Source organism: Nocardiopsis dassonvillei (genome assembly GCF_964273065.1).
GTDB classification, from domain to species: domain Bacteria; phylum Actinomycetota; class Actinomycetes; order Streptosporangiales; family Streptosporangiaceae; genus Nocardiopsis; species Nocardiopsis dassonvillei_B.
Genome location: NZ_OZ186815.1, coordinates 6,509,113 through 6,530,866, shown reverse-complemented (window position 1 = coordinate 6,530,866; position 21,754 = coordinate 6,509,113). Strand labels below are relative to the sequence as shown.

21 protein-coding genes are annotated in these 21,754 nt (G+C 73.5%); 13 read left to right on the top strand and 8 right to left on the bottom strand.

The window, feature by feature from the left end; genetic code table 11:
* Positions 1-16: 16 nt before the first annotated feature.
* The 5 genes from ACSUPR_RS28975 (at position 17) to ACSUPR_RS28955 (ending at position 3,611) form a co-directional block, all read left to right on the top strand.
* Entirely contained in the window at positions 17-976 is a 960-nt protein-coding gene (locus tag ACSUPR_RS28975) for a DUF5996 family protein (RefSeq protein ID WP_436888233.1), read from the top strand.
* Positions 977-1,047: 71 nt separating this feature from the next.
* Positions 1,048-1,515, top strand: coding sequence for a MarR family winged helix-turn-helix transcriptional regulator (locus ACSUPR_RS28970; protein ID WP_436888232.1), 468 nt, complete (start codon positions 1,048-1,050; stop codon positions 1,513-1,515).
* 113 nt (positions 1,516-1,628) lie between these two features.
* On the top strand, positions 1,629-2,681 hold the full coding sequence (locus ACSUPR_RS28965) for a pirin family protein (RefSeq protein ID WP_436888231.1): 1,053 nt from the start codon (positions 1,629-1,631) through the stop codon (positions 2,679-2,681).
* A gap of 76 nt (positions 2,682-2,757) precedes the next feature.
* Positions 2,758-3,156, top strand: coding sequence for a GNAT family N-acetyltransferase (locus tag ACSUPR_RS28960; RefSeq protein WP_436888230.1), 399 nt, complete (start codon positions 2,758-2,760; stop codon positions 3,154-3,156).
* Positions 3,153-3,611 (top strand): carboxymuconolactone decarboxylase family protein, encoded by a 459-nt coding sequence (locus ACSUPR_RS28955; protein WP_436888228.1) that lies wholly within the window; start codon positions 3,153-3,155, stop codon positions 3,609-3,611. Before ACSUPR_RS28960 ends, ACSUPR_RS28955 begins: the two co-directional genes overlap by 4 nt.
* A gap of 509 nt (positions 3,612-4,120) precedes the next feature.
* Here the strand turns inward: ACSUPR_RS28955 and ACSUPR_RS28950 are convergent.
* A complete protein-coding gene (locus tag ACSUPR_RS28950; protein WP_436888227.1) occupies positions 4,121-5,152 on the bottom strand; it encodes a LacI family DNA-binding transcriptional regulator in 1,032 nt (343 codons plus the stop codon).
* A 273-nt stretch (positions 5,153-5,425) separates the two neighbouring features.
* Between ACSUPR_RS28950 and ACSUPR_RS28945 the strand changes: the two genes are divergently transcribed.
* From ACSUPR_RS28945 to ACSUPR_RS28920, 6 genes are all read left to right on the top strand, one after another.
* Positions 5,426-6,382 carry an ABC transporter substrate-binding protein gene (locus ACSUPR_RS28945; protein ID WP_436888226.1) on the top strand — a complete coding sequence of 319 codons (957 nt, stop codon included), beginning with the start codon at positions 5,426-5,428 and terminating at the stop codon, positions 6,380-6,382.
* Between the two features lie 319 nt (positions 6,383-6,701).
* Positions 6,702-8,249: a sugar ABC transporter ATP-binding protein gene (locus ACSUPR_RS28940; RefSeq protein ID WP_436888224.1), complete on the top strand. Its 1,548-nt coding sequence runs from the start codon at positions 6,702-6,704 to the stop codon at positions 8,247-8,249.
* The gene (locus tag ACSUPR_RS28935; RefSeq protein WP_436888222.1) at positions 8,246-9,253 is read left to right on the top strand and encodes an ABC transporter permease; all 1,008 of its coding nucleotides are present in this window, start codon (positions 8,246-8,248) and stop codon (positions 9,251-9,253) included. Before ACSUPR_RS28940 ends, ACSUPR_RS28935 begins: the two co-directional genes overlap by 4 nt.
* Positions 9,250-10,242, top strand: a complete 993-nt coding sequence (yjfF, locus tag ACSUPR_RS28930; RefSeq protein WP_436888220.1) for a galactofuranose ABC transporter, permease protein YjfF — start codon at positions 9,250-9,252, stop codon at positions 10,240-10,242. The genes ACSUPR_RS28935 and yjfF overlap by 4 nt, the downstream gene beginning before the upstream one ends.
* An 860-nt stretch (positions 10,243-11,102) precedes the next feature.
* The gene (locus ACSUPR_RS28925) at positions 11,103-12,152 is read left to right on the top strand and encodes a ferric reductase-like transmembrane domain-containing protein (protein WP_436888219.1); all 1,050 of its coding nucleotides are present in this window, start codon (positions 11,103-11,105) and stop codon (positions 12,150-12,152) included.
* A gap of 136 nt (positions 12,153-12,288) precedes the next feature.
* A complete protein-coding gene (locus ACSUPR_RS28920) occupies positions 12,289-13,719 on the top strand; it encodes a PepSY-associated TM helix domain-containing protein (protein ID WP_436888217.1) in 1,431 nt (476 codons plus the stop codon).
* A gap of 511 nt (positions 13,720-14,230) precedes the next feature.
* Here ACSUPR_RS28920 and ACSUPR_RS28915 read toward each other — a convergent pair.
* The 5 genes from ACSUPR_RS28915 to ACSUPR_RS28895 form a co-directional block, all read right to left on the bottom strand.
* Positions 14,231-14,782: a copper chaperone PCu(A)C gene (locus ACSUPR_RS28915; RefSeq protein WP_436888215.1), complete on the bottom strand. Its 552-nt coding sequence runs from the start codon at positions 14,780-14,782 to the stop codon at positions 14,231-14,233.
* 100 nt (positions 14,783-14,882) lie between these two features.
* Positions 14,883-16,163: a Dyp-type peroxidase gene (locus ACSUPR_RS28910; protein ID WP_436888213.1), complete on the bottom strand. Its 1,281-nt coding sequence runs from the start codon at positions 16,161-16,163 to the stop codon at positions 14,883-14,885.
* Entirely contained in the window at positions 16,160-16,780 is a 621-nt protein-coding gene (locus tag ACSUPR_RS28905) for an SCO family protein (protein WP_436888212.1), read from the bottom strand. Before ACSUPR_RS28905 ends, ACSUPR_RS28910 begins: the two co-directional genes overlap by 4 nt.
* 95 nt (positions 16,781-16,875) lie before the next feature.
* Complete coding sequence (locus ACSUPR_RS28900) at positions 16,876-17,487, bottom strand: RNA polymerase sigma factor (RefSeq protein WP_436888211.1); 612 nt, start codon at positions 17,485-17,487, stop codon at positions 16,876-16,878.
* A gap of 262 nt (positions 17,488-17,749) precedes the next feature.
* The gene (locus ACSUPR_RS28895; protein WP_436888209.1) at positions 17,750-18,325 is read right to left on the bottom strand and encodes a hypothetical protein; all 576 of its coding nucleotides are present in this window, start codon (positions 18,323-18,325) and stop codon (positions 17,750-17,752) included.
* Between the two features lie 372 nt (positions 18,326-18,697).
* Here ACSUPR_RS28895 and ACSUPR_RS28890 point away from each other — a divergent pair, with 372 nt between their 5' ends.
* Complete coding sequence (locus ACSUPR_RS28890) at positions 18,698-18,838, top strand: SAM-dependent methyltransferase (protein ID WP_436888207.1); 141 nt, start codon at positions 18,698-18,700, stop codon at positions 18,836-18,838.
* Positions 18,839-18,953: 115 nt separating this feature from the next.
* Here ACSUPR_RS28890 and ACSUPR_RS28885 read toward each other — a convergent pair whose 3' ends face one another.
* A complete protein-coding gene (locus ACSUPR_RS28885) occupies positions 18,954-19,607 on the bottom strand; it encodes an NADPH-dependent F420 reductase (RefSeq protein ID WP_436888205.1) in 654 nt (217 codons plus the stop codon).
* An 85-nt stretch (positions 19,608-19,692) separates the two neighbouring features.
* Positions 19,693-20,577 (bottom strand): helix-turn-helix domain-containing protein, encoded by an 885-nt coding sequence (locus tag ACSUPR_RS28880; RefSeq protein ID WP_436888204.1) that lies wholly within the window; start codon positions 20,575-20,577, stop codon positions 19,693-19,695.
* A 139-nt stretch (positions 20,578-20,716) separates the two neighbouring features.
* Here ACSUPR_RS28880 and ACSUPR_RS28875 point away from each other — a divergent pair, with 139 nt between their 5' ends.
* A complete protein-coding gene (locus ACSUPR_RS28875) occupies positions 20,717-21,403 on the top strand; it encodes an SDR family NAD(P)-dependent oxidoreductase (protein ID WP_436888203.1) in 687 nt (228 codons plus the stop codon).
* Positions 21,404-21,754: the final 351 nt, after the last annotated feature.

Genomic DNA, 21,754 nt, shown 5'->3' with positions numbered 1-21,754 from the left:
GAGGAAGTGAGAACCGGTGACCATCCCGCCGACGACGGACTGGCCGGGCCTGCGGGTCTCGGACTGGACGCCCACCCGCGACACCCTGCACATGTGGACCCAGATCGTGGGCAAGATCCGCATGGCCCACACCCCGCTGGTCAACCACTGGTGGCAGGTGACCCTCTACGTCAGCCCGCGCGGACTGACGACCTCGGCCGTCCCGTACCGGTCGGGGGCCTTCGAGATCGAGTTCGACCTCATCGACCACCGGCTCGACGTCCGCAGCAGCGACGGCGGCGCGCAGAGCCTCCCGCTGCGGCCGATGCCGGTCGCCGAGTTCTACGCCCGGGTCCTGGACATGCTCGACCGGCTCGGGATCGAGGCACCGATCCGGCCGCGCCCCAACGAGGTCGATCCGGCGATCCCCTTCGCCGAGGACCACGAGCACGCCTCCTACGACGGCGAGGCGGCCACCCTGTTCTGGCGCCAGCTCCTCCAGGCGAACCGGGTGATCGGCGAGTTCCGGTCGCGTTTCGTCGGCAAGGTCAGCCCGGTGCACTTCTTCTGGGGGGCGATGGACCTCGCCTGCACCCGCTTCTCCGGCCGGTCGGCTCCCCCGCACCCGGGCGGGGCGCCCAACTGCGGGGACTGGGTCATGGTCGAGGGCTACTCCCGGGAGCTGTCCAGCTGCGGGTTCTGGCCGGGCGGCGGCGAGGAGGGCGCCTTCTACTCCTACGCCTACCCCGCGCCCGAGGGGTTCGCCGACCGTCCGGTCACAACCGATGGGGCGTACTACAGCACCGAGTTCCAGCAGTTCCTGCTGCCCTACGAGGCCGTCCGGGCCGCACCCGACCCCGACCGCGCGGTCGCCGGGTTCCTCCGCGACACCTACGAGGCCGCCGCGGACCTCGGGCACTGGGACCGCGCGGCACTGGAGGACGACCCCCTGCGCTGGCACAGGACCCCCGCGCCCGAGGGGGACGGCGGCGCCTGACCGGGCCGCCGCCGTCCCCCGCCGCGGCGTCCCGTTGGATGAGGTGTCAACGATTTCGTTAAACTGCGCCCATGAACGCGACGCCGCGCTGGCTGGATCCGGACGAGAAGGCCGCCTGGGACGGCTTCATCCGTATGCAGGAGGCGCTCCTGGGACGCCTGGCCCGTCACATCCAGGCCGACTCCGGGTTGTCCGCCTCCGACTACGTCGTGCTCGTCAACCTCACGGACGCGGACGGCGGGCGGATGCGCCTACTGGAACTGGCCAGAACGGTGAACTGGGAGAAGAGCCGCATGTCCCACCAGGTCACCCGGATGGTGAAGCGAGGGCTCGTGGCCAAGGAGGAGTGCCCCGACGACGGGCGGGGCGCGTTCATCGTCGTCACCCCGGACGGGTACAGGGCGATCGAGGAGGCCGCGCCCCAGCACGTCGAGCACGTCCGCCGCCTGTTCATCGACGCCCTGACCCCGAACCAGCTCAGAACCTTCGCCCGGCTCACCGAGCGCGTCCACGACCACATGGCGAAGCAGCCGGACTGAACCGCCGGCGGCGCCCCTCCCCCGCCGCTCGCACGGGAGCGGCGCCGGGTACCGCCCGCGGCGACCGGGGGCGGCCGCCGTGGCCGTGCCCGCGCATCAAGGGAAGGACCGCAATGACCAACACAGAGCCCCGCCCGGACACCCACGTGTGCACCGACGGCGGCCTTCCGGGGCCGTGGGCCGAACGCGGGGACGGGGCCCCGGTCGAGATCATCACCGCCCGGGACGTGCCCCTGGGCGGGCCGCGCGCGATGAACGTGCGCCGTACCCTGCCGCAGCGGCAGCGCTCGCTGATCGGGGCGTGGTGCTTCGTCGACCACTACGGGCCCGACGACGTGGCGGCCACCGGCGGCATGGACGTGGCACCGCACCCGCACACGGGTCTGCAGACGGTCAGCTGGCTGTTCGAGGGGACCGTCGCCCACATCGACTCCGGCGGGAACAGGGCGGACATCCTCCCGGGGCAGATGAACCTGATGACGGCGGGGGCGGGCATCTGCCACTCCGAGACCTCCTCGGCGGACTCAGGCCGGCTCCACGGAGTCCAGCTCTGGGTCGCCCTGCCCGAGGAGGTCCGGCACAGCCCGGAGCGCGGGTTCGAGCACTTCGTCCCCGAGCCCGTCGGGTTCCCGGGGGGTTCGGCGCTGGTCTTCCTCGGCTCACTGCTGGGTTCACGGTCGCCTGTGCGCATGTACACGCCGCTGGTGGGGGCCGAGCTGCGGCTCGACCCCGGCGCCGGGGTCACCCTCCCGGTCGACCCCGGCTTCGAGCACGGCCTCCTGGTCGACACCGGCGAGAACGTCACGCTCGAGGGCGTGCACGTGCCCAGGGACGCCGTGGGCTACACCGGTGTCGGGTCCGGGGAGCTGCGTGTCGCGAACGAGGGCACCGGACCGGCCCGGCTCGTGCTCCTGGGCGGCGCTCCCTTCGGCGAGGAGGTCGTCATGTGGTGGAACTTCCTGGCCCGTTCCACGGAGGAGATCAGCCGGTACCGCGAGGAGTGGGAGAACCACGGCGAGCGGTTCGGCCGCGTCGAGGGGTACGTGGGGCACGGCGGGCCGGGCAGGAACCGCGAGGGGATGGAGAGGATCCCCGCCCCGGAGCTGCCGCCGGTCAGGATGCGGCCGAGGAAGAACCCGCCGCCCCACGCGCGGTTCGAAGGCTGACCGTCACCGCCGCCCCCGTACCCGCACCCGCCCGGCCGACCCGGTCGGGCACCATCCCCTCAGAGAGGCGGTCGAGATGACCGAACGGCGCACCGACAGGACCGGCGCCCCCGTGTCCATCGCGCTCGATCAGGAACGCGCGATCAGCGCCTACACCGTGAGCTTGGACGACGGAACCGCGGCCGGACGCGCGGACTTCGTCGACCCGCCCGGGGCGCCCGGCGAGCGCGTCTTCTTCCACACCGAGGTCGCACCGGAGTTCGGGGGCCGGGGCCTGGCCGGACTACTCGTCCGCGAGGCGCTGGCGGACTGCATCCGCAGGAACCTCACCGTGGTGCCGGTGTGCCCGCTCTTCGCCGCGCACCTGAAGAGGCACGGCGAGGAGTACACAGCCGGGGGCGGACGGTTCCGCCGGCCGAGGCCGGCCGACCTCGCCCTGGTCGAGGAGACCGTCGGGGGCGGGGGCGGCGCATGAGCGCGGAGCGCCCCTACATCGACAAGGAGCACCCCGAGGTCTACCGGGCGATGGTCAGGGCGGCCGCGGCCTCCCGGGCCGCGGCGAACGCGGCCGGTCTGGGCGACGACCTCATCGAGATGATCAACGTCCGGGTGTCCCAGATCAACGGGTGCCCGGCCTGTCTGAGCATCCACCTCCCGAAGGCGCGCAGGGCCGGGGTCGAGCAGAGCACCCTGGACGTGCTGCCGGCCTGGCGGGAGGTCGCCCTGTTCACCGATGAGCAGAGGGCCGCGTTCGAGCTGGCGGAGTCCCTGACGGTGATCGACCCGACCGTCGACCGGCAGGCCGTCAACGCGCGTGCGGCCGCCCACCTGACCACCGCCCAGATCTCCGCGGTGGAGTGGACGGCCACGCTGATCAACGCGTTCAACCGCATCTCGATCGCCAGCGGTCACCCGGTGTCCGGGCGGTAGGGGGAGGGGCTCCCGCCGCCGCGCCGGGGGCCCGGCGCGGGTCGCGAGGCGGCCGGGGAAGGAGGGGCGGTCCTGCCGCTCTGGCCGCGTCCGTGCGTCCACCGGTGGCATGCGTCCCGTCCGTTCCCGGACAGGGTCGCATCCCGGGTGCCCGGCCCGGTCTCGATCCGTCCGGGTCCGGACCCGAACGCCCGGTCCATGTTCCCGCCGGGCCGGAAGGCACCGGCGGGTTCCATGTCGACGAACCCCGTCGCCCGCGCCGCGAGTGGTCGGGCGGCGTCCGGGGCCCGCTCCTCACCCGTCGGCGCACGGGCCGCGCGTTGACCGGGAGGCCCTGCCGCCCGATGGCCGCGGGGGTGAGGCGGCCGACCCGAGACCGTGGCCGCCGCCCCGGAGGGGCTCCGACCGCGCCGGGATGCCGTCCGCCCCCGGCGGAGCTCTGCAGGCCCGGTTCGGGCGCACGGGCGCGCCGGCCGATCTGCACGGGGCCGTGGGCCGACCACGCGCTCTCAGCCCGCCGGGGGCGCCACGCTGTCGCGTTCGACGAGGGTCGCGGTGATGACCCGCCGGGTCGAGGCGCTCCCCTCGCCGGAGATCACCGACAGCAGCACGCCCAGTGTCTCGGCGGCGACGGTGTCGAAGTCGGGCCGCACGGTCGTCAGCGGCGGGATGAAGTAGGCGGCCTCGGGCACATCGTCGAACCCGACCACGCTCACGTCCCCGGGGACGGACCGGCCGCGCTCGTGCATCGCCCGCAGGATCCCCAGCGCCAGGTGGTCGTTGGCGGCGAACACCGCCGTCACCTCGGGCATCCGGGCGAGCATCAGGCCCGCGCGGTACCCCGAGGCCGCGCTCCATCCGGCCGGGCTGACCGGCGGCACCTCCGCGCCCGCCTCCTCCAGGGCCTGCCGCCAACCGCGCATGCGCCCGGCGGCGTCGAACCAGTCCGCGGGGCCGGACACGTGCCAGACCGTCGGGTGCCCGGCGGCCAGCAGGTGCCGTGTGGCCAGCCTGGCGGCGGCCTCCTGGTCCACCGTGACCAGGGTGGTCCCGCGCTCCGGGTCGCCGTCCACCGCGACCAGGGGCAGGTCGGTCGGCACCTCGTCCAGGGCCTCGGCGGCAGCCGCGGTCGGCGCTATCACCACGACTCCGGCGGCCCGCTGCTCGCGGTGGTGCTCCACGGCGGCGGCGATGGAGCCGCGATCCAGGACCCGGACCCGCCGCACGCTGACCACGAAGCCCCGCGCCGCGGCGGCCAGTTCGAACGCGGCCAGCAGCGAGGAGGGGCCGAACAGCGTCGAGTTCTGCGCCACCACGCCGATGAGCTGGGACTTCCCGGTCGCCAGGGCCCGAGCCGTCCGGTTGGGCCGGTATCCCAGCTGTTCGATGGCCGCACGCACGCGGAGCCGGGTCTGTTCACGGACGTTGGGGTGTCCGTTGAGCACGCGGGAGACCGTCTGGTGGGACACCCCCGCCAGCCGTGCGACGTCCGTCATCGCGGGTTCGCGGTCGGCCCGGACGACCGATGGCGTGTGGTCCACCCATGACTCCTCGACTGTCGGTGCCACCGCCCCCGGCGGAGTGGGCGGCCACCGGGCCAGGTGATCGGTCCCCGGACGCCCGCACCACGCGTGCCAGCTCCGGAAACATCGTTGGCGCTAACATACGCCACTCTTCGCGCTCGAGCAATGACGTTGAATTGTGCTTGGCAGAGGGGTTGACGCGCAAAATGTTAGCGCTCACCATATTGGCCATGTGACCCCGATCACCACCCACCCCCGGCGGGTCACGGCCGATACGAAGGGCACCCCCCAATGAAGAGGTTCACCACGGTCACGGCGGCACTCGTCCTCATGACGGCGACCGCCTGCGGCTCGGGCGGCTCGGGCGAGGCGGACGACGGAACGATCACCATGGGCTTCGCCCAGGTCGGGGCCGAGAGCGGCTGGCGGACCGCCAACACCGAGTCCATCCAGCGGGCCGCCGAGGAGGCGGGCATCGAGCTGAAGTTCTCCGACGCCCAGCAGAAGCAGGAGAACCAGATCAGGGCCATCCGGTCCTACATCCAGCAGGACGTCGACGTCATCGCCTTCAGCCCGGTCGTCGAGACGGGCTGGGACGCGGTCCTCCTGGAGGCCCAGCGCGCCGACATCCCCGTCATCCTCACCGACCGGGCCATCGACTCCGACGACACCTCCCTCTACGAGACCTTCCTCGGCTCCGACTTCGTCGAGGAGGGCCGCAAGGCCGGGCAGTGGCTGGTCGACAACGCCGAGGGCGAGATGAACGTGGTGGAGCTGCAGGGCACCACCGGCGCCGCGCCCGCCATCGACCGCAAGGAGGGCTTCGAGGAGGCCATCGCCGGCAACCCCGACATCGAGATCATCGCCACCCAGACCGGCGACTTCACCCGCGCGGGCGGCAAGGAGGTCATGGAGGCCTTCCTGCGCTCTCACGACGACATCGACGTCGTCTACGCGCACAACGACGACATGGGCCTGGGCGCCATCGAGGCGATCCGCGCCGCCGGGTTGGAGCCGGGCGAGGACATCCGGATCATCACGGTGGACGCCGTCAAGGCGGGCATGGAGGCCCTGGCCGCGGGCGAGATCAACTTCATCGTCGAGTGCAACCCCCTGCTGGGCGAGCAGCTGATGGAACTCGCCGAAAAGGTCGTGGCGGGCGAGGAGGTCCCCGAGCGCGTGGTGGTGGAGGAGACCACCTTCACGCAGGAGGAGGCCGAGGCAGCCCTCCCGGACCGCCAGTACTAGGCCGTGTTCTTTTGAACCTCCGCTCCGCTCCGGTTCGCGTTCGGCGCCCTCAGAAGGCGGGAACCCTCGGCCCCACGGGAACACCCCCGCTCCCCGGACACCCCCTCCGGGCCCCCAGAACCCCGCCGGCGCCTCACACACCCCCCGCGGAACAGGACGGCACTCGAAGAACAGGCCCTAGCCCTGCTTCCTTCGGGCCTGTGCCGCGCTTCGACCCCAGCGGTACAGGTCCGCGTTCCAGCGGCAGGTTCCAGCCCCAGCCCCGGCGCCCCCTCCGACGGGGGCGCCGGGACCTTCCACGACGACGAAAGCCCTGGCCATGACCGATTCATCAGCGCAGTCGGCCGACCCGGTGGTCGACATGCGCGGTATCACCGTCGACTTCCCCGGGGTACGCGCCCTGTCCGGCGTCGACTTCCGGCTGCTCCCGGGCGAGGTGCACGCCCTGATGGGCGAGAACGGAGCGGGCAAGTCCACCCTGATCAAGGCCCTCACCGGAGTGCACCGCCCGAGCTCGGGCGAGATCCTGCTGCACGGCGAGCCGGTGGAGTTCGCCGTCCCCGCGCAGGCCCAGAACGCCGGGATCAGCACCGTCTACCAGGAGGTCAACCTCTGCCCCAACCTGTCGGTGGCGGAGAACATCCTGCTGGGCCGCGAACCGCGCCGCCTGGGCGCCATCGACGGCCGGGCCTGCCGGACCCGGGCCGCGGTCCTGTTGGAGCGCATCGGCCTGTCCATCGACCCGGGCTCCGCCCTGGACAGCCACCCCATCGCCGTGCAGCAGCTGGTGGCCATCGCCCGGGCCCTGGCCGTGGACGCGCGCGTCCTGGTCCTGGACGAGCCGACCTCCAGCCTCGACGCCGACGAGGTCGCCGAGCTCTTCCGGATCATGCGCGTACTGCGCGAGGAGGGGGTGGCGATCCTGTTCGTCTCCCACTTCCTGGAGCAGGTCTACGAGATCGCCGACCGGATGACCGTGCTGCGCAACGGCTCCCTGGTCGGCGAGTACCTGCCGGAGCGCACCGACCGCCTGGAGCTGGTCTCGCTGATGCTCGGCCGCGAGCTGGGAACCCTGGAGGACGTCGAGCGCCGCTCCGAGGAGCGCAGGCCGGGTACCGCGCCGGTCCTGACCGCGTCCGGGCTCGGCCGGGCGGGCGCGATCGCCCCGTTCGACCTGGAGATCCACGCCGGCGAGGTGGTGGGCCTGGCGGGTCTGCTGGGCTCCGGGCGCACCGAGATGGCCCGGCTGCTGTTCGGCGCGGACCGCGCGGACACCGGGACGCTCAGCACCGGCGGCCGGGCCGTGCGCCCCCGGGGTCCGCGGTCGATGATCGCCCGGGGCGTGGCCCTGTGCTCGGAGGACCGCAAGGCGGAGGGGCTCATCGCGGACCTGACCGTGCGCGACAACCTCATCCTGGCACTGCAGGCCGCACGCGGATGGATGCGCCCGGTGCCCCGGCGCGTGGCCGACGCGCTGGTGGACGAGTACATCGAGATGCTCGACATCCGCCCCGCCGATCCGGGCGCCGTCATGAGCACCCTCTCCGGCGGCAACCAGCAGAAGGTCCTGCTGGCACGGTGGCTGGTCACCCGGCCCCGGCTGCTCATCCTCGACGAGCCCACGCGCGGCATCGACGTCGGCGCCAAGGCCCAGATCCAGAAGGTGGTGGCCGATCTGGCCGCGGACGGCATGGCGGTGCTGTTCATCAGCGCCGAACTGGAGGAGGTGGTCCGTGTGTCCGACCGTGTGGTGGTCCTGCGCGACCGGCGCAAGACGGCCGAACTCGACGGCGACGGGATCACCGTGGACGACGTGATGGCGGCCATCGCCGCGCACGACGAGCAGGGGACGGCGGTGGCCTCGTGATCCGACACCGGCTCTTCTGGCCGATCGCCGCTCTGGTCGCGCTGCTCGTGCTCAACACCGTGGTCAACCCCTCGTTCCTGGAGGTCAGACTCCAGGACGGGCACCTGTACGGCAGTGTCGTCGACATCCTGCGCAACGGAGCGCCGACCCTGCTCATCGCCGTGGGCATGACCCTGGTGATCGCCACCCGCGGCATCGACCTGTCGGTGGGCGCGGTCGCGGCGATCGCCGGATCCATCGCCTGCACCTGGATCGTCTCGGGCGGCGGTGCGCTCACCGGCATGCTGCTGGCGCTGTGCGTGTGCGTCCTGCTCGGCCTGTGGAACGGCTTCCTCGTCTCGGTCCTGGGGATCCAGCCCATCATCGCGACGCTGGTGCTGATGACCGCCGGGCGCGGCGGCGCGATGCTCATCACCGAGGGCCAGATCATCACCGTGAACGATCCGCTCTACCGCCAGATCGGCGCGGGCTTCCTGGTCCTGCCGATCGCGATCCTCATCAGCCTGGGCGTGCTGCTGGCGGTGGCCGCGCTGACCCGCGGCACCGCCCTGGGCATGCTCGTGGAGTCGGTCGGGACCAACCCGAGGGCCAGCCGGCTGGCGGGGGTGCGCTCGCGCACCATCGTCTGGACGGTGTACGTGTTCTCCGGGCTGTGCGCCGGCCTGGCCGGGCTGATGATCAGCTCGAACGTCAACGCGGCCGACGCCAACAGCGCGGGCCTGTGGATCGAGATGGACGCGATCCTGGCCGTGGTCATCGGCGGCACCCTGCTGGCCGGCGGGCGGTACTCGCTCTCCGGCACCCTGGTGGGCGCCCTGGTGATCCAGTCGCTGACGACCACCGTCTACAGCATCGGCGTCCCGCCCAACGCCATCCTGGTGTTCAAGGCGGTCGTGGTGATCGCCGTGTGCCTGTTGCAGTCCCCTCGCACGTCCGCGCTGTTGCGGCCCCGCCGCGGAGCCGGGACCACCGAGCCCCGCACCCCGGAGGTGACCGCGGCATGAACGTTCTGGATCTCGCACACGTGAGGAACCGCGTGGAACGCGTGCCCCGGCGCTTCCTGCCGGTCATCGCCACGTTCCTGGTGTTCGTCCTGACCTTCGGCACCGGCGCGGTGCGCTACGACGGCTTCGCCTCGCCCCAGGTGATGACGAACCTGTTCGTGGACAACGCCTTCCTCATCGTGCTCGCGGTGGGGATGACCTTCGTGATCCTGACCGGCGGTATCGACCTGTCGGTGGGCGCCGTGGCGGCGCTGTCCACCATGATCGCCGCGGCCACGCTGGAGGCGGGTTGGCCTCCGCTCGCCTCGGTGCTGGCCGTGCTCGTCTCGGGCACCGCGCTCGGCCTGCTGATGGGCCTGGTCATCCACTTCTTCGACGTGCAGCCCTTCATCGTCACCCTGGCGGGCATGTTCCTTGCGCGCGGCCTGTGCTTCCTCATCAGCGTCGAGTCGGTCTCCATCACCGACCCCGCCTTCCGGACCATGGCGACCGGGACCATCACCCCGGTGGAGGGGGTGACCCTGACCTACAGCGTCCTGATCGCCCTGGCGGTGGTCCTGGTCGCGGTGTACGTCCTGCACCTGACCCGGTTCGGGCGCACCGTGTACGCGGTGGGCGGCAGCGAGTCCTCGGCCCGCCTGATGGGCCTGCCCACCGGCCGGGTCCAGGTGGGCGTCTACGCGGTGAGCGGGTTCTGCTCGGCCCTGGGCGGGCTGCTGTTCAGCCTGTACATGCTCTCCGGCTACGGCCTGCACGCGGTCGGCATGGAGCTGGACGTGATCGCCGCCGTGGTGATCGGCGGGACCCTGCTGACCGGCGGGACGGGCTACGTCGTCGGCTCCGTGACGGGTGTGCTGGTGCTCGGCACCGTGCAGACCCTGATCTCGTTCGAGGGCACCCTGAGCTCCTGGTGGACCAAGATCGTCATCGGCGTGCTGCTGCTGGTCTTCGTCATCTTCCAACGGCTGATGATGCGCCGGGCCGCCTGAGGCCTGTTCTTTTGATGCCGTCCTGCTCCGCGGGGGTGCGAGGTGCCGGCGGGGTTCTGCAGGCCCGGAGGGGATGTCCGGGAACGGGGACGTTCCCGTGGGGCCGAGGGTTCCCGCCTTCCGAGGGCGCCGAACGCGAACCGAAGCGGAGCGGAGGTTCGAAAACACACCGCCTGGGTGTGCCGACCTGGGAGGTCGGGAACGGGGGAGGCGGGCCCCCGCCGGCGGGTGCGGCGGAGTCCGATGGTCCGGCGCCCGGTGCGGGCGGGGTGCGCCGGGGTGGGCGGGGCGGGCGGCCGGGCAGGTCGTGCATGCCGACCGGGCCCGGGGCCCGGTGGCGGCTCGCCCGCCGCCCGGCGGTGGTGGGGCCGGCCTGGAAGCGTTCGGCGGCCCGGCGCAGCGGCCGGCCGTCGTCCGCGACGCAGCGCACCGACGCGGGGCGGCCCGCGGGTGTGAGGCGGGCGTCGGCGCGGCGGTGCGGGGCGTCGGGGGCCTTCCGGTGTTCGGGGCGGCCCCCGCGGCCCGTACCGGCACCGAAGGCCCCTTCACCTGTGTCGGGCGGGGTGGGTGTTGCCGGCCTCCATCGTCGGCAACACCCGGCACACCGCCCCTCCCTCCCCCGCACCGCCGGGCCCGCGGCACCCGCACCGCTCGTGCACCGAACCGGCCTCGGGTACGGCCACCGCCTCCGAGCCCGGTCCCATATCCCGGAAGGCCGTGTTCGGAGCAGGACGGGCGTCGGGAGGAGGTCCCGGAGAACGCCGCGGTCTCCGTCAGGTCCGACATGGGACAGGGGTCTGGGCAACCGCCACGGAAGGTGCTGTGATGGTCACCCGCCGACCGGAACAGGGAACCCGCCCATGCCCTCGCCCTCCTCCCCCGGACCGTCCACGGCCCCCGGCCGCCCCGCCCGAGTGGACGCCCGCACCCTGCGCACCGACCTGCGCCACCTCCTCCTGGACGCGTCGGTCGCCCTGGCGGCCACCGCCGTCATCCTCCTCGTCCTGCGGCACCGCATCGAGGAGGGGACCTCCCAGACCCTCGCGGTGATGCCGTTCCTCGCCGACGCCGACCTCTACCTGCTCTACTGGCTCTGCCAGGCCTTCGGCTGGTCCGGCCTGCTCTGGGCGTGGATCACCGTCATGCTCGGGCTGCTGCGCGCGACCGCGCCGGGACGGTGGACCGTGGTCCCGCACACCCGGATCGAACGGTGGCACCGGGTCACGTCCATCACCACCATCGGGCTGATGTTCGCTCACGCCCTCGCCTTCTTCCTCGAACTCCTGCGGGAGAACGCCGACGGGCTGGGGACCGCCGCGCTGGTGTGGTCGGCGTTCGTGGACGTGTTCGTCCCGGGCGGGTACGACTCGGGCACCGGCCGCGTCGCGATCCTGCTCGGCCTCATCGCCCTCTACCTGGCGATCCCGCTGGGGTTCTCGTTCTACGTGAGGTCCTGGACCGGGACGCGCCTGTGGCGGGTGCTGCACCGGTTCGTCATCGTGGTGTACGCCCTCAGCGTGTGGCACACCCTGCTGTACGGCACCAACGTGTGGTTCGACGGCTGGTTCCGCACCGTGGTGTGGGCGCTCCAGCTGCCCGTCGCCCTCCTGCTCCTCGCCCGCCTGCTGGCACCGCTGCGACGGGAGGAACGGCTCGCGGTGGGGGATCTGGGCCGCCCCGGCCCCCTGCTCCGGCTCGGCGGACGGATCGTCACGGCCGCCGGTGTGGTGGTGCTCCTCCTGGTCACCGTCACCGGCCGCGACGGCGGCCGGACGCCCGGGGCCGAGAGCGGCGACATGCTCGTCACACAGCCGATGGTGTGGGGTGCGCTGGCGGTCCTGCTGACCGTGATGGGCGCGGTGGCCCTCGCCGTACGGCGGGAGCGTCCCGCGGCCCCGGCCACGGAGTGAGCAGTCCCACAGCCGTGCCCGGCCGTCGGCCGTCCCTCCTCGGGAACCCGGGCCGCCCCGTCGACGACCACAGGGAGGAGAGAACACCTGTCGCCGGGCACCGCGCCCGGCGACCGCTCCTGAGGAGAACGACCACGTGGACCCGCGAACAGGCGTCCCCGCACCGGATCGGCCCCGCGGGCACCGCGGCGGCTGGTCCGTGCTGCGCCCGCTGATCCTGCGCCTGCACTTCTACGCCGGGGTGTTCGCCGCCCCGTTCATCCTGGTGGCCGCGGTCACCGGGCTGCTGTACGTGTGGACGCCGCAGTTGGAGCAGGCGGTGCACGCCGAGCAGCTCCGCGTCGAACCGGACGGGGACCACCTGCCCCTGTACGAGCAGGTGCGCATCGCCCGTGCGGAGCTTCCGGGCGCCGAACCCGACGCGGTGCGCCCGGCCACCGGGGAACGCGACTCCACCCGGGTCCTCTTCGACCTGCCCGGGTCGGCCGAGAGCCACCGGATGACGGTCTTCGTCGATCCCTACGACGGCGAGGTGCTGGGGGTGATGGAGACCTACGGCACCAGCGGAGCGCTGCCGGTGCGGGCCTGGGTGGACACCCTGCACCGCGACCTGCACCTGGGCGACGTCGGCCGCCTGTACAGCGAACTGGCGGCGAGCTGGCTGTGGGCGACCGCCCTGGGCGGGGCCGTCCTGTGGGTGTCGGCCGTGCTGCGGCGGCGCGGGAGCGGACGGGCCCGCCGTCTGCTGCTGCCCGCTGCGGGCACCCCGCCCGGCCGCTCCCGGTCGGTGTCCGTGCACGGGGCGACCGGGCTGTGGCTGCTGGCGGGCCTGCTGTTCCTGTCGGCCACGGGCATGACCTGGTCGCAGTACGCCGGGGCGAACATCTCCGACCTGCGCGAACGGCTGGCCTGGACCACCCCCGCCGTCTCGGTGGAGACACCGAACGCGACCCCGGGTGTGGACGTCGGCGTCGACACCGTGCTGGCGAGCGCCCGGGCCGCGGGCCTGGACGGGCTGGTCGAGGTCTCCTTTCCGGGGGATCCCGCCGCCCCCTACACGGTGACCCAGGTCGACCGGTCCTGGCCGACGAGCGTGGACGCCGCGGCGGTCGCCGCCGACACCGGGGAGGTGGTCGACGTGGTCCGCTTCTCCGACTACCCGCTCGTGGCCAGGCTGAGCCGGTGGGGCATCGACGCGCACATGGGCGTGCTGTTCGGGATGCCCAACCAGCTCGTGCTCACCGCGGTGGCCGTCGGCCTGGTCGCGGTCGTCCTCTGGGGCTACCGGATGTGGTGGCAGCGGCGGCCGACGCGGGGCCGGGCCCCGGGGGTGGGCCGCCCCTACCCGCGCGGGTCCTTCCGGTCCCTGTCGTGGCCGTGGAGGGTCGGGGTGGCCGCCGTCCTGGCGGTGGTCGGCTGGGCGGTGCCGCTGCTGGGGGTGTCCCTGCTGGTGTTCCTGGCGGTGGACGTCCTCCTGGGGTGGCGTGCGCGCGGGGGGCGTGCGGCCTCCGCACAGGCCGCCGAGGACGCGCGGGACGCTCCGGCCGTCGGGGCGGGGAGTCGGTGAACAGCCGGACGGGCGCGGTCACGGCGTGTCGACCCTGGTCATGGCCCGGTCCGTGGCCCCGTTGTCCGCGGTGGCCGCGCCGGCGCCGTGGGGCCGGTCCGGACCCGGGCGCCGGGCCCGTCCTGATCGGGAGGCGGTCGGCTGCGGCTTCACGGTCGCGGCGGCGCCGTCACCGGCGGCCGGGCGGCCGGCCGGCCGGTGGGGCCGCGCCGGTGCACGGTCGCGTCGCCGTTCCCGGCGGCGGCACCGGGGCTGCCGGCGGCCCCTCTCGGACACGGTCGGCCCGGATGCGGCCCTGGCCGCGGGCGGGCCGCGGCCCCGGCCGCCGCGCCCGACGGCGCGGGCCGGGTGCGCCCGCCGGAGCCGTCCTCCGGAGAGCGCGGAGACGGGACGGGTGGGCAGGCCGCCGGTTCGGAGGTGGAACGGACCGCGACGCCGGCCGCCGCGGTGGCGGGCGTCGCGGTCTCCCGCACGGCCGTCCCCGTCCGGGCGGGGACGGCCGCGGGTCTCATCAGTGGTGTCCGCCGTGGTCGGTCCCGGGTTCGAACCCGGCCGCCATCGGCTCCACCGGGGCGGTGAACGCCGCCTCGCGTCCGCCGTCGAAGGTGAGGGCCACCTCCACCTCGTCCCCGACCTCCAGCGGTCGCGGAAGGTCGTTGAGCATGATGTGGTAGCCGCCGTCCACCAGGGCGGTGGACCCCCCGGCGGCCACGGGGATCTCCTCCACCACCCGCATCCGGGACGCCCCCGACTCCGTGGTCTCGGTGCTGCACAGGTCGGCGTCGGGTGAGGCGTCGGTCGAGACCCCGGTGATCACCGCGTCCTCGGCGGCGAGGTTGGCCACCTCCAGGTAGAGCACCGCGACCTGCGGGTTGGCGGGCTCGGGCACCCACGCACCCGAGATCTGCAGGTCCCCCGCCACGACATGGCCGCGGGCCCCTTCCACGGTGTGGGCGGCATCGGCACGGGTCGGCGCACCGCCGGTCCCGCAGGCGGCGGTGAACAGCAGCAGGGTCGCAGAGCCCGGAACGGCCAGGGATCTCAGAGCGCTTCGGAACGGCATGGCGTGGATGTTCCCTCGTGTCGGTGGTGGATCGGCAGGGGTGGGCGCCCACCATGGGAGTCGCCCCGGAGGGACCCCTGGTTCCCGACGGTGTGCGCCTTCACCCGCCCAGCAGGTCGTGTGCGACCCACGGAGCCCCCTCCCGGACCGGCGGAACCGCGAACAGGGCGCTGCCCTCGTGGCGGACGAACGGGTTGAGGGCGTCCCCGCCCTCGTCCAGGGCCCGCTGCACGGGGGTGAACCCCGAACGGGGGTCGGCCTGCCAGGCGGTGAAGAGCAGTCCCGCCTGGCGCCGCCCGTCCGTGTCCCAGCCCAGGTCGTAGGAGAAACCGCGGCGCAGCATCCGGGCGCCCAGGTTGTTCTCCGGAGCGGCCAGCCTGATGTGGGCGTCGCGGGGGATGACGGGCGAGCCGTCGTCCCCGGTGACGGCGAGGTCGGGGCGGTCGTCCTCCGCCGTACCCCCCAGCGGCGCCCCGGTGGACAGGCGGCGGCCGATGACGGCCTCCCGGTCGCGCGGGTCCAGGGTGAACCAGTCGTCCAGGAGCATCCGGATGCGGCGGACGACGACGTAGGTGCCGCCGTCCATCCACGCCAGGGCGGGCTCGGGGTGCGCTGCCAGGACCTGGGGTCCGAACAGTGCGTCGGACGGGTGCGGGTTGACCGTGCCGTCCACCTGCCCCATGAGGTTGCGCGGTGTGGCCTCCGGGTCGGCGGCGGCCGCGGCGGAGCGCTGGAACCCGGCCAGGGACCAGCGCACCCTCACATCGGCGGCGACCGCGCCGAGGAGGTGTCCCACCGCCGAGGAGAGGACGACCGGGTCCTCGGCTCCGACGTGGAGCAGCAGGTCTCCGCCGCACCAGGCCGGTTCCAGGTGGTCGGTGGCGAAGGCGGGCAGGTCCTCCAGGTGCGGCGGGACGCGGTCGGCCAGCCCTGTCGCGGCGAGCAGGGAGGAGCCCAGGCCGAGGGTGACACCGAGCGAGGCCGGCCGCAGCCCCTGGGAAGGGGCTCCCTCGACCCGGGCGGCCAGTCCGTGGTCGTGCAGTTCGGCGGCCTCCCTGCTCCAGGTCCGCAGCACCCGGCGGGCGGCCTCGCGCGCCGCGCTCCCGGGGTCGGCCCGCAGGTCCACCGCGACGAGGTGGGCCTGCGACGGTGTGGGGGTGAGCAGCGCCGGAGGCAGTCCGTCGCGGGCCCCCGCCCGGGAGCGGGCGGGGGCGAGTGCGGGGTCGTGCCCCCCGGCGCTCCGGGGGCCGGTCACGGCGTGCCCGGCCACCGCGCCGGCGGCCAGTCCGGCGAACCCGGCCGCCCCGGCCGTCCCGGCGGCCGCGAGCAGGCCGCGCCGGGAGAGCCGGTCTCCGGTGCCGGTATCGGTTCGGCGTCTCACAGCAGGGTGTCCGCGAGGGTCGGGAGCAGGGCGGCGATCCCGTCGGCCTCGGTGCCCTCGTCGAACATGCCCGCCGCCTCCCCGCCGGGCAGCAGGACCACGATGCGCCCGCCGTGGGTGACCAGGTACTGGCCGTCGGTCTCCTGCGGGGCGTCGATGGGGATGCCGTAGTCGCGGGCGGCCTCGACGGTGGCGTCGATGTCTCCGCGCACCCCCTGGAAGGAGGGGTCGAAGCGGTCCAGCCAGGAGCGCAGCTGCTCGCCGGTGTCGCGTTGGGGGTCGGTGCTCACCATGACGACGTCGTAGGAATCGGCGGCGTCCTGCGCCTGTCCCAGGGCCAGGTCGATCTCGGCCATGGTCATGGGGCACACGTCAGGACAGCTGGTGTAGCCGAAGAAGAGGAGGGTCAGCCGGTCGTCGGCGACGTCGGTGAACCCCCACGGCTCGCCGTCGACGGTCGTCAGTTCGATGTCGGAGGCGGCCATGGGGTCGTCGGACAGGTCCATGTAGTACCCGGCCTCCGAGACGGGGTCATCGGTGGAGCAGCCGGTGGCCAGGGTGAGGGCGGCGCAGAGCACGGGGGCCAGGGCGCGCACGGGGCGCGGGCGGGTCGTCATGGGTGTGGTCTCCTTCATGGTCGGTGCCCGGCCGTCGGCGGCCGGGTGTTCTCGGGCAGGGGGCGGGGCCGGTGCCGGCGGCCCCGGGGTACGGGTCAGGCCGCCTGGCGCAGCATGCGGAGCAGGTCCCGGCGGCCGCGCGCCACCCGGGAGCGCACCGTGCCGACGGGGGCGCCGATGGCCTCGGCCGCCTCCGCGTAGGGCATCCCGTGGAGCTGGGTCAGCACGAAGGCCGTCCTGCGCTCTTCCGGGAGCCCGTCCAGCAGGTCCAGCAGGGCGAGGTACTCGTCGAACCGGCCCGGCTCGGCGACCACCCCCGTCTCGGACCACGCGTCCACGGTGTCGTGGCGCGGGATGCGCCCGTGGGCCCGGTAGCGGTCGGCCACCGTGTGCCGCGCCACGGAGAACAGCCAGGAGCGCACCGGGGCCCGCCCCGCGTAGTGGTCCAGTCCGCGCAGGGCGCGCGAGAAGGTCTCCTGGGTCAGGTCGTCCACCCAGGAGGGGTCCACCCGGCGGGCGATGAACCGCGCCACGTCGTCGCGGGTACGCGCGAAGAGGGAGTCCAGCGCCCCTCGGGCACCCGCCTTGGCGCGCATGGCCAGCACCGTCAGTTCGCCGTGGTCGTTTCCGACCCGGCCTGTACCGTCGTCGGGCCGTCCGGGCCCGTCGGAGGGTACGGGGGAGGTGACCTCACGGAGAGAGGGCATGTCCGTTCTTTCTGTCGCCGTCCGCGCGATCGCCCGGCCGGGACCCGGCCCGGGTCCGCGCGTACTCGTCGGAGGGGCGGCCGCTCGGGCGGCGCACCCCGGAGGGAGGGAAGGAGGAAACGCGGCCCGGACGGCGCGTTCGACGGTCCCCCGACACGGCGGAGCAGGTGGGAAAGTGTCGGAACGGCACGGCGGAGGAGGACGGATCACGGCACGGACGGCCGCGCTCCGGCATTCCGGTGCACGGGGTGAACGCGGGGTCTCAGGCGGCGGACGGGACCGGGGGCCCGCGCAGGATGAGGCTGTGCCGCAGGTAGGGCAGACGGATGCGGGCGGGCGCGTCGGCGCTCCGCAGGCGGGGGACGACCGGTCCGCGCGGTGCGGGCAGAGCGCCCAGCGCCAGCAGCAGCGGGAGGAGCGCGAGCGCCATGAAACGCAGGAAGGCGAACAGCGCCGCCTCACCCCGGTGCAGCCACCAGGCGCTGACCAGCGCGGAGAGCACGTGCATCCCGATCATCGCCCACGCCGGCATCGCCGCGTCGGCGACGACCTGGTCGGGGTGGGGTGCGGTGTGGGAGGCACCGAAGGATCCGGCGTAGCTGAAGGTCACGTGCAGGGCGAGCTGGCCCCAGAGCATCCGACCGGTCAGGGCCGCCCACCCCTGGCGCCGGTGCGCGGCCGCCCAGGCCATGGCGAAGACGACCGCCATACCCGGCAGCAGGCCCGGGAGCGGGACGTCGTGTCCGGAACCGAGCGCGTGCCCGTGCGCGGACAGGCTCGCGCACACCAGGGTGAACACCCCGGCGCGCAGCGGGCGGCACGCTCTGTTCTCGGTCATCTCCCGGATATGGTCTCACCACCGTCAAGGAGGGCTGCGGCGGGTCCGGGTCCACCCGCCTCCCGGGTGTCCCGGGCCCCGCGACCCGGGAGGAGGACTCCGGGGGGCGGAGGAAGCGCCGGGGTCGGCGGACGGAACACCGGCCTGCTCCGCGGGGTCGTTCCCTTCGACGGCCTCCTGTCGGGGCGTGAGCGGAATCCCCCGTCGTGGCCTCTCCGTGCCACTCCCCCTCCCGGGCCCGTGTCCTATGTGACCCGTGATCCGGTACCGGGTCTCGGAACGGGCGGGACGGCCGCCGGGGCAAGGGGGCCGTCGTCCCCGCCGAGACGGACGAGGTGACCCGGCAGTGGAACGAGACGGGGGCGCCCCCGGATGAACCTCGTTCCCGGGCGCATCGCCGGGTTCTTCGACGGGCTGGAGCTGCTGGAGCCAGGTGTGGTCTCGGTGACCCGAGGGCGGCCCGATCCCACCGAAGTGGGCGCACCCCACCCCTGGAGGACTTCGTGGGAGTAGGCGAGGTGGAGCGGGCGGCCTCTCGGCACGCTGCCACGAGCAACCCGTGCGCACGTGCCGGCACCGGCCTGGTTCGCGCACCCACAGGTCGCCTGAACACAGGGGGCGCGCGACTTCACCTGACGATGATGGGCTCCGCCAGTTCCAGGTTGCGGGCCAGCTGCTCGCGGTTCTGCCGTGCGTGCTGGAGCCAGGCGGGCTGGCCGGGGGCGGTACGCCAGGACTCGCTCAGCGGGCTGTTGTCCACCGTGTCGAACCCGAACCGGTCGTACAGCCGCGTGACGATCTCCACGGCCTCGGGGTGGTCGCTCGACACCGACAGCGCCCGTCGGGCGGGGTCGCCCGCGGGACGGGCCGTGCTGAGCAGGCTCGGGGCCTGGATGTGGGTGAACGCCTTGGCGACCTTCGAGGTCGGGAGCTGTTCCTGGCGCAGCTCGTGGACCGTCTTCTCACCGGAGTCGACCATCGGGAAGTGGCCGTCGCGCCAGACCATGTAGTTGTTCGTGTCCAGTACGACCTTGCCCGCCAGCTCTGCGGCGGGCATGTTGTCGACGGGTTGGAGGGGTACGGCGATGACCGCGAAGTCGCCCGCGGCCGCGGCCTCCGCCGCGTACGCGGCGGAGGCCGCGGGGCCGAGTTCGTCGATGAGCTCTTCCAGGGTCTCGGGTCCCCGCGAGTTGGCGATGACGACCTCGTAGCCGTTCGCCACCGCCGCGCGGGCGATCTGGCTCCCCACCTCGCCCGCGCCGATGATCCCGATCGTTGTCACAGGTGCCTCCACCACGAAGTCTTGACGAGGAATACCGTTCGCCCGCGCGGTCGCGCCGTGCGCCGTACCCGGTGCCCGAACGGGTTCACTCGGACGCGGCGGCCTTCGTCCCGCGCGCAGGAGCGCCCGCGCTCCCGCCCCGCGCCCGGGCGGGCATGTCCGCCGAAGCCAGCAGAGTCAGCTTCTCCGCGCTGTCGGATCCGGCGTCCGGGTGGTACACGACAAGTTTCAGGTTCTCGGCCCCGCCCACGCTCAGCCGCTCCCTGTTGAGGGTCAGCTCCCCGATCTGCGGGTGGTCCAGCCGGATCGGCGTCCCGCGCTGGCCCCGCACCTCGTGCCGGGCCCAGAGCCTGCGGAACAGCGGGCTCGCCAGTGAGAGCTCTCCGACGAGGTCGGCGAAGCGGGGATCGTCGGTGTCGGTGCCCACGGACTGGCGCAGGTTCGCGATGAAGCACTCCGTGACGCTCTTCCACTCCGGGTACAGCTCCTGCTGGCCCGGGTCCAGGAACATGTCCCTCAGCTGGTTGCCGCCCACGGCCAGGCGGGGGTCGAGTGCCCGGGCGAGCGCGTTCGAGGCCAGGATGTCGAAGTACCGGCCCTCGATGAAGGCGGGCTGGACGAGGGAGTCCAGCAGCTTGAGCACACCGGTCGGCACGGTCTCCTTACGCGGTCTGCGCCCGCTCCGCCGGGGCACCTCGGCGACCAGCGACAGCAGATGGGCGAAGTGGTCGTCGTCCAGGTGCAGCACGCGGGCGATCGACTCCAGGACCTGCACCGAGGGGTTCCGGTCGCGGCCCCGCTCCAGCCGCAGGTAGTAGTCGGCGCTGATGCCGGCGAGCATGGCGACCTCCTCCCGCCGCAATCCGGGCACGCGCCGTACACCGACGTCGGGAATGCCCACCTGCCCGGGGCTCACCAGAGCGCGCCGGGCGCGCAGGAACGCGCCGAGGGCGTTCGTCGTCTTGCTCATGCGATCAGCCTAGATCTCGGCGGGGCGGACAGAGGGGGCCCTGTCGCACCCCCGGCTCGGCAGGGCTCTGGGCCGGGGGCACGGCCCCTCCTAGCGTGGCCGAAGGCCCGTTCGGGCCGCCTGTCCCAGGAGGAGATCCATGACCATCACGCTGATCACCGGGGCCAACAAGGGCATCGGTTTCGAGACCGCGAAGCGGCTTCTGGCGCTGGGCCACGTCGTCTACCTCGGTGCGCGCGACACCGAGCGGGGCGAGAAGGCCGCAGCGGAGATCGGCGCACGGTTCGTGCGACTCGACGTGACCGACGACGCGTCGGTGAAGAGCGCGCTGGCGGAGGTCGGTGCGGCCGAGGGCCGGCTCGACGTCCTGGTGAACAACGCGGGCATCCTGGCGTCCGGAGAGATCGACGGCCCCTCGGCCCTGCGCTCCTTCGACACGAACGCGGTGGGGGTCGTGCGGGTCACGGAGGCGGCACTGCCCCTGCTGCGCAAATCCGACAACCCCACCGTCGTCACCGTGTCGAGCAGCGCCGGGTCGTTCTGGGCGGTGACCGACCCCGCAAGGCCCGAGTTCCACCTGTCGGCCGCGCTCTACTCCGCGTCCAAGGCCGCGGCCACCATGCTGACGGTCCAGTACGCCAAGGCCCACCCGGGCATCAAGTTCAACGCGCTGGAGCCGGGCACCACCGCCACGGACATGACCGCGGCTTTCGGGATCGGGAGGCCGCCCGGGGAGAGCGCCGAGGTCGTCGTGCGGTTGGCGACCCTCGACGCGGACGGCCCGACGGGGACCTTCCAGGACGAGAACGGGGAACTGCCCTGGTGAGCACCTGGAGACCCCGGGGAGAGCAGCGGCGGCGGGCGTCCGCTGCCATCCGGATCGCTCGTCCGCGCAGCTCGGGCTGATACCTCCTCGGGGGCGGAATGACCCCCATCCCCGGGTACGGGGACCTCCGTCACGCCCCACCGCCGCCTCCGGGGAACCGGTGATCGCGGAGGCGGCGGTGGCGGAGAACATCAGCGGAATGTTCACCGGGCCGAGCTCACCGGCCGCAGCGCGGGACGACCGGCGGCCCTGGCCGTCATCACTCGTCCGGGCGGCCGGGCCTTCTCGGAGCCGGGGGCCGGCACCGCTCGGGTGCCCGCCCGGCCCGGCGCGGGCGGCACCGAGGGCCGC